General features: G+C 25.1%; 5 protein-coding genes. 4 read left to right on the top strand and 1 reads right to left on the bottom strand.

The window, feature by feature from the left end:
* Window positions 1-163 precede the first annotated feature (163 nt).
* The 3 genes from HMPREF1871_RS00510 (at window position 164) to HMPREF1871_RS00500 (ending at window position 3,802) form a co-directional block, all read left to right on the top strand.
* Window positions 164-1,684, top strand: a complete 1,521-nt coding sequence (locus tag HMPREF1871_RS00510; RefSeq protein WP_066128509.1) for a ClC family H(+)/Cl(-) exchange transporter — start codon at window positions 164-166, stop codon at window positions 1,682-1,684.
* 13 nt (window positions 1,685-1,697) lie between these two features.
* Window positions 1,698-2,414: a rhodanese-like domain-containing protein gene (locus HMPREF1871_RS00505; protein WP_066128505.1), complete on the top strand. Its 717-nt coding sequence runs from the start codon at window positions 1,698-1,700 to the stop codon at window positions 2,412-2,414.
* Between the two features lie 167 nt (window positions 2,415-2,581).
* Entirely contained in the window at window positions 2,582-3,802 is a 1,221-nt protein-coding gene (locus HMPREF1871_RS00500) for a glycosyltransferase family 4 protein (RefSeq protein WP_066128502.1), read from the top strand.
* Window positions 3,803-3,927: 125 nt separating this feature from the next.
* On the opposite strand, the gene murB is transcribed toward HMPREF1871_RS00500, so the two are convergent.
* The gene (murB, locus tag HMPREF1871_RS05995; RefSeq protein WP_083505601.1) at window positions 3,928-5,310 is read right to left on the bottom strand and encodes a UDP-N-acetylmuramate dehydrogenase; all 1,383 of its coding nucleotides are present in this window, start codon (window positions 5,308-5,310) and stop codon (window positions 3,928-3,930) included.
* Between the two features lie 190 nt (window positions 5,311-5,500).
* Between murB and HMPREF1871_RS00490 the strand changes: the two genes are divergently transcribed.
* Window positions 5,501-7,810, top strand: a complete 2,310-nt coding sequence (locus tag HMPREF1871_RS00490) for a transglycosylase domain-containing protein (RefSeq protein WP_066128499.1) — start codon at window positions 5,501-5,503, stop codon at window positions 7,808-7,810.
* Window positions 7,811-7,814: the final 4 nt, after the last annotated feature.

The following is a 7,814-nucleotide window of genomic DNA, read 5'->3' as shown; positions in this document are numbered from 1 at the left end:
TTAGGTCTAACTTTTGGGGGTCAGTTCATTTTTAAGATGCTTTTTTTATTATTTTTAATTTAAAATTTAAAAGATGAATAATTTTTATATTAAAAAATAAAATTTTAAATAAAAATACTTTTAAAATTTATAATAAATTAGTAAAATAAATAAAGGTGATAAAATGAATGAGATAAATAAAAGAAAAAGAGAAATTTTAAAAGAATCATCATTTTTATTTGATGGAATACTTGTTGGAATACTAGCAGCAGTAGTAGGAATTATATATAGATTAATGATAACTTATAGTGAAAATGTAGTAAAAAAATTTTTAGTTATTATATCAACTAATAAATTTAATATTATATATTTAATTATATTTTTATCTATAGTAGGATTTTTGTCAGGATATATGGTAAAAAAATCACCACATTCATCAGGAAGTGGAATACCTCAAGTTTCAGCAGAAGTAACAGGTAGATTAAATCAAAAACCTATTTCTGTACTTATATCAAAAATGTTTGGTGGTTTTTTTGCAAGCTTAGGAGGGCTATCTTTAGGAAGAGAGGGGCCATCTATTCAGCTAGGAGCTATGTGCGGAAAAATTATATCAAAAATTTTGAAAAGAGATAGTATAAAAGAAACATACTTACTAACATCCGGAGCAAGCGCTGGATTATCAGTTGCATTCAACGCTCCACTTGCAGGAGTTATGTTTTCTTTAGAAGAAGTACATAAAAATATATCCAAAAAACTTGTTATAAGTTGTTTTAGTTCTGCTATTGTATCAGATATAATAGCTCAATATGTTTTTGGACTTGATGCTATTTTTACTTTTCCAAATTTAAGTGAAATAAAGTTATATGTTTATTTTTATATGGCTATTTTGGGAGTGATTTTAGGATTTTTTGGAACTTTCTATAATGTTTTGATGAAAATTTGTATAAAAATATATAATAAAATAAGTTTAAATGTACTTATACGACCTCAAATAGCTATGTTTTTATCACTGATTATGTTTTTATTTTTTCCTATAGTATTAGGAAGTGGGCATAATCTTGTAGAAAAATTAATATATACAAGTTATGGATTGATATTTTTAATAATATTATATTTTGTAAAAACATTCTTTTCATTGATGTCTTTTGCTTCTGGAGTTGCAGGTGGTATATTTTTACCAATTTTAGTGCAAGGAGCTATTTTAGGAGCAATTTTTAGTAATTTTGTAGATAAGGAAAATATAGCTGTATTTATAATAATATCTATGGCAGGGTATCTAACTGCGGTTGTAAGAAGTCCTTTAACATCAATGATTTTAATATTTGAAATGACTCAAAAATTATCTTATTTTTTACCATTAGGAATATGCTGCTTATTAGCATATTATACTGCGAATATTCTTGGAACAAAACCAGTATATGAATATTTATTATTAAATCTTTTGAAAAAAAATAAAATTAAATTTGATGGTGAAAATGAAATAGAGTTTGAACTTATAATAGAAAATGATTCAAAATTAATTAATAAAAAAATAAAAGATATTATGTGGGGAGAAAAAGTATTTATATCAGAGATAGAAAGAAATGGAAAACATATAATACCTAAAGGTAATACTATTTTACACTTAAATGATAAATTAGTGATAGAAACAACAAGAGAAAAAGCAGGAACATTTGTAGAAAAATTTTTAGAAGGAAAAGAGTAAAAGGAGAATAAAAATGCAAAATTTAAAATATACATGTATAATAGTAGTGATTATTTGTATATTTTTATATGTTTACTGGTTAAAATTAAAAAGAGGAAAAGGTGGAAGAATACCAGGACGTGAAGTAGAAAAAAAGACATTTAAAGAAGCTCTTGTAGTTGACACAAGATGGAGAAAACAATATGAAAAAGAACATGCTGTAAATGCTATTTGCGTCCCTATAAAAGTATTAAAAGAAGGAAGTAAAATTTTAGACAATTATAAAAATAAAGACATAATTCTTTACTGTGTTGTAGACATAACTTCAAGAAACACAGAAAAAATTTTAAAAGAGAGAGGTTTTACTAAACTACATATAGGAGATGGGGTAAAACAGTATAATTATGGTAAGGCTAAATTCAAAAATGTTTTAATGCCAGAATTAAAATATATACTTATGACAGGAGAACATGTCTTTGTAAATTTGGGAACAGAACAATTTAAAAAATATGAGATTAAAGCAACATTAGATAACGTAGTAGAAAAAACCAAACATATAGAAGTGCCAATTATAACTTATAGTAACAATGAAGAAGATTCTTTAGAAGCTGCGAAAATACTATCAAAAGAAGGAAAAAATGTAATAAACTTAATAGAACCAATGGATGCAAAAAAATATTTATTTACGCCAATGAATAAAAAAGATTTTATTTCTAAAATTTCTGAAAAAGAAAGTGGTTGTGGTGGTTGAGATTAGAATATAAATAGTTTAGGTATAAACTATGAGAGAAAAAAGATTTTTTTAAAAAAATCTTTTTTTTATTATAAAATTTTCAAACAAAAATTTAGTAGATTTTTTAAAATATATTAACTATAATTATAAAAAAGACGAAAAAAAAGAAAAGATAAGGAGAAAATATGAAAATATTACACGTAATAGCTCAGCTACCTATGAAAACAGGAAGCGGAGTATATTTTACAAGTGTTATAGATGGTTTAAAAGAATATAAAGAGGTGAATCAAGCGGCGATATATGCAACTACAAAAGATTATTCTGTAAATTTTCTTGAAGAAAAAAATTTATATGAAGTAGAGTTTGAAAGTAAAAATATCCCTTTTTCAATAGTGGGAATGAGTGACACAATGCCTTATAAAAATACTTTATACAGCGAAATGACAGAACAAATGTTTGAAATTTGGCAAAAAAATTTTTATAAAATATTGAAAAAAGCAAAAAAGGAATTTAATCCTGATATTGTGATAACTCATCATCTTTGGATATTAAGTTCTATGGTATGTGATATATTTTATGATAAAAAAATATATGGTATTTGTCACAATACTGATATTAGACAAGCTTTGAAAAATAAGGATATAAAAGAAAAATATGTAACAAATTTGAAACAATTAAAAAAAATTTTTGCATTGAGTAATGACGTAATAAATGAAATAGAAGAAATATATGGATATGATAAAAAAAATATAATAGATTTTGGAGCTGGATATAATGAAAAAATATTTTATCCACTAGAAAATTATCCGAAAAAAGAAAAAATCGAGTTAATATATGCTGGTAAATTTTCTGAATCTAAAGGGTTTTATGAGTTTATAAAATCTTGCAATATATTACAAGAAAAATATGATAACATATCAGTAGATATTATAGGCAATTTAACTTGTGAAAATAGGGCTAAAATAAAAGAATTAAATTTAAATATAAAAAATATAAATATTTATAATACTTTAAATCAGAAAGAATTAGCAAATATTTTGAGAAAAAAAGATATTTTTGTTCTACCTTCATATTTTGAAGGTTTAGGACTTATAGCAGTAGAAGCATTAGGAAGCGGAGTCTTTGTTGTTTCTAGTGAAATAAAAGGGTTAATTGAGTTTTTAGGTGAGGAAATAAATAGTAGCAATGTGATAGAATATGTAAAACTGCCAAAAATTTATGATACAGATAAAGCCGTTGAAGAAGAAAAACCAGAATTTGTAAAAAGACTTGTAAAAAAAATAGAGCTTCAGATAACAAGAGTAAAAACTAAAAGAAAATTTGACAAAGAAATATTAAGTTTACTACAAAAACATTCTTGGAAAAATAAAATATCTGAGCTTTATACTATAATAAAGAATAAATGATAAAATATTAGAAAAAAAGCTATTAAAAAATTTTAGATAACTTTAAAAAATGTTGCAAAATCACGTTTTTTAAAGTTATTATTTTTTAATAACTTTTTATAAAATTTCTATTATAATTTTATCTTTTATTCTCCTAATATTTTAACTTCTCTTTCTAGTTTAACACCACTATTTTTATAGACTTTTTCTTGGACAAGTTTTATAAGATTTTTATAATCTTCGCAAGTTGCATTATTTTTATTTATCATAAAACCAGCATGTTTTTTAGAAACTTCTGCTCCTCCTATAGACAGTCCTTGGCATCCAGCTTCTTGGATAAGTTTCCCTGCAAAATGTCCTTCAGGTCTTTTGAATACAGAACCACATGAGGGGTATTCAAGAGGTTGTTTTTCCTCTCTTCTTTTATTATATTCTTCTACATCATTTTTTATTTTTTCTCTGTTTCCTTTTTTTAATTTAAAATAAACTTTTGTAATTATTTCATCATTATCTTGGATAACAGAATATCTATAATTGAATTTCATATCTAAATTACTATAAGTTTTAGTTATTCCATTTTTAGTGAGAGTTTCTACTTTATAGACAACATCTTTTATTTCTCCTCCATAAGCTCCAGCATTCATAAAAACTGCCCCTCCTATACTGCCGGGAATTCCACAAGCAAATTCTAGTCCAGAAAGGCTATTTTCAATTAATACATTAGTAAGTTCTTTTAGAGTGTTTCCTGCTTCGCAGCTCACTATACCATTATCTAATATTTCTATTTTATTTAGATTTTCAGTTATTATAGTAACTCCATCTAGTCCATTATCTGATATTAAAACGTTAGATCCTTTACCAAGAATTGTAGTATTTATTTTATTTTTTGAAGTGAAAGATAATAGCTTCTTAAAGTCTTCTATATTTTTGATTTTGACTAAAACTGTTGCTTTTCCTCCAGTTTTTGTATAAGAATAATTTTTTAATGGTTCATCAAATTTAATTTCACTATCATTTAGTAATTTTTTAATTTCTTCTATCATTTTATCCTCTGTAATTATATTTTTTATAAAAATTTCTTGTAGTTTTGTATATTTTTTGTTATTTATATGTTTTAGTTTATAATTATTTTTTTTAAAATTTTGATATTTTGTAAAAACATATGTTTTTTGTCTTAATAAGTTATCAAAAAAAATAAAGTTATTATATAAAATAGAATCTTTTTGAACTATGAAAATCTTAGTATCATAGGAAATATTTATAAAATTATTTATTTTACAAAATATTATAATACCCTTTTTATCATGTGAAATTCTATGATATCCTAAATAATTCATTCTTTTTTCATCAAAGTGTATAATTTCATGTAAATTTTCTACAATCATTAGTATATCAAGAATAGATGTTCCAAAAGAATTATCTATAGATGTACTTCCTATATGATAACTTGTAAAATCAGGCATATTAGGTAAATTTTTTATTTTTTTTATTTCTTGCTTGTATTTTTTAAAAAATATTGTATTTATCATTATTATTATATCTTCACTTAAAATATATAATTAATTATATTTGTAATTTATAAAAATGTAAAGTAGTAAAAAAGTAAGAACAATATTAATATTAAATATGTATAAAAATAATAATAAATTGATTTTTTAACTATTTTACTATAAAATTAAAATTGTATATTTATATAAATTTTAAGGAAGAGTATTATTTATGGATGATAATAAAAAATTATCAAGAAGAGAAAGATATAAAAATATAGATCCAGGTGGGTATGCTTCAAGGAAAAAAGCAGAATCTAACAGCAGTGAAAATAAGGAAATTCCTATTAGAAGGTCTGCACCAAAGAGATCTAGTATAAGTGAGGAATTATTACGAAAAAAATTAGATAAAAAAGAAGATAGTTATAGAAGGATAAGCAGGCCTTTGAAGAAAAAAACAAAAATAAAGTCAGTATTTTTCAAATATTTTCTTTATGCTTCTAGTATAAGCATTATTGTTATATTTTTACTATTTTCTTTTTGGATATTTCAGGCTCCAGCATTTGATTCTAGTGTTTTAGATAATAATAATAAAACAATAGTTTATGACATTAATGAAAAAGAAGTAGCAAAATTGGGAAATAAAATAGGTGAAAATGCAGAAATGAGCGAGGTTCCTGAACTTATGCAAGATGCAATACTTGCTACTGAAGATAATAGATTCTTTGAACATGGTGCTGTAGATTATAAACGTTTAATAGGGGCAACTATTTCTAATATAACGAGTGGATTTGGAACTCAAGGTGGTTCTACAATATCTCAACAATTGATAAAACGAACATTTTTAGAAGATAAGAAAAGTATGAAAAGGAAAGTTCAAGAGGCATATTTAGCATATAAACTTGAACAAAACTATGATAAAGAAAGTATATTTAATATGTATATTAACAGAATATACTATTCAGATGGAGTTTATGGTTTAAAAACAGCAGCTAATTACTATTATGGGAAAGAATTAAATCAGCTTTCTCTCTCTCAAATAGCGTTATTAGCAGGATTACCACAACAACCAAACGCTTATAATCCTTATGATCATAAGGAAGCAGCCAAAGAAAGAAGAGATACAGTTTTACATCTTATGGCTTATCATGGAAAAATTACAGAAGACGATGAAAAAAAAGCTAAGCAAACAGACGTAATGCAAGGAATAGTTCCAAGAAATAGCAAAAATAGATTTATTCTTTCTAGTGAATTTGATGAAAGTTTAACAGCTTATATGAGTCAAGTGGCAACTGAATTAAGAAAAAGTAAAGAATTTGAAGATTATGAAGGTGATGTTCTTAATCTAGGGCTAAAAGTTTACACAAATTTAGATACAAATATTCAAAAAAATATATATGACTCTGTAGCAAATAATACAGCTCAAATAAAAAAAGAAACTGATGTAGCCATGGTTGTTTTAAATAATGAAAATAGCGGAATATCAGCAATATATGGAGGTAAAAATTTCAAATTTGGTGGGTTTAATTATGCAACACAGTCAAAACTTCAACCAGGTTCTTCAATAAAACCAATATTGGATTATGCTCCTGCTGTTGAATATTTGGGATGGTCAACAAATCAGATAATTCAAGATACAAAAATAGAAGGTTCAGAAATTCAAAACTGGGATAGAGCATATCATGGCAATGTTACTATGAATTACGCTTTAACAATGTCATTTAACATTCCAGCCATAAGAACATTCCAAGCAGTAGGATTTAAAAATGTCCAAAAATATGCTCATAGTGTTGGAATGGAAGTAAAAGATGAATCTATAACAACAGCTATAGGAGGAAGTAGTGACGGATACAGTCCTCTTCAAATGGCTGGTGCTTATGTTCCATTTTCAAATGGAGGATATTATCAAACTCCAAAAACTATTAAAAAAGTTTATGATAATGATGGAGTAGAAATAAGAAGTTTCTCAAAAAATGATAAAAAACAAGTTTTAAAAGAAAGCTCAGCTTATATAATGACATCTATGTTAAGAAACGTAGTTAATGGTACTGCTAGACAAGCAGCTATAGGTGGAGCAGATATGGGAGTTAAAACTGGAACAACAACATTTTCTCAAGAAGATGCAGATAAATATGGTTTTGATATAAATAATTCTGCTAAAGATTCATGGGTTGTTGGATATACAAGCGGGTATACATTATCTATTTGGCAAGGCTTTGATAAAATAGAAAATTCAACAAATTTCATGAATATAAATGATACAACTAAAACACAAGTATTATTTAGAAATAATATGTTAAATATAATAAAACAGCATTCTCAAAAAGCTTTTTCAGTTCCTAAAGATATATCAAACTACAAAGGTGGTTTAAAAGTATTGACTTCTGAAGAGAAAAAAGAATTAGCAAAACAAGCAGAGCAAGCTAAACGTGTTCAACAAGAAAAACAAAGACAAGAAAAAGTAAAAGAAAAAGAAAATGCTGATAAAAAAGAAAATGATGATAAAAAAGTAAAAGAAAACAAAGAAAAGCAGCAAGAATAAAAAT

Origin of the sequence: Gemelliphila asaccharolytica (assembly GCF_001553005.1) — a bacterium.
Classification (GTDB): domain Bacteria; phylum Bacillota; class Bacilli; order Staphylococcales; family Gemellaceae; genus Gemelliphila; species Gemelliphila asaccharolytica.
The sequence above is the reverse complement of the archived record's forward strand: the minus strand, read 5'-3'. Positions and strand labels throughout refer to the sequence as shown.

Coding starts and splice junctions, on each gene's coding strand:
- HMPREF1871_RS00490 (WP_066128499.1), top strand. CDS start 5,501: ATGGATGATAATAAAAAATTATCAAGAAGAGAAAGATATAAAAATATA.
- HMPREF1871_RS00510 (WP_066128509.1), top strand. CDS start 164: ATGAATGAGATAAATAAAAGAAAAAGAGAAATTTTAAAAGAATCATCA.
- HMPREF1871_RS00505 (WP_066128505.1), top strand. CDS start 1,698: ATGCAAAATTTAAAATATACATGTATAATAGTAGTGATTATTTGTATA.
- murB (WP_083505601.1), bottom strand. CDS start 5,310: ATGATAAATACAATATTTTTTAAAAAATACAAGCAAGAAATAAAAAAA.
- HMPREF1871_RS00500 (WP_066128502.1), top strand. CDS start 2,582: ATGAAAATATTACACGTAATAGCTCAGCTACCTATGAAAACAGGAAGC.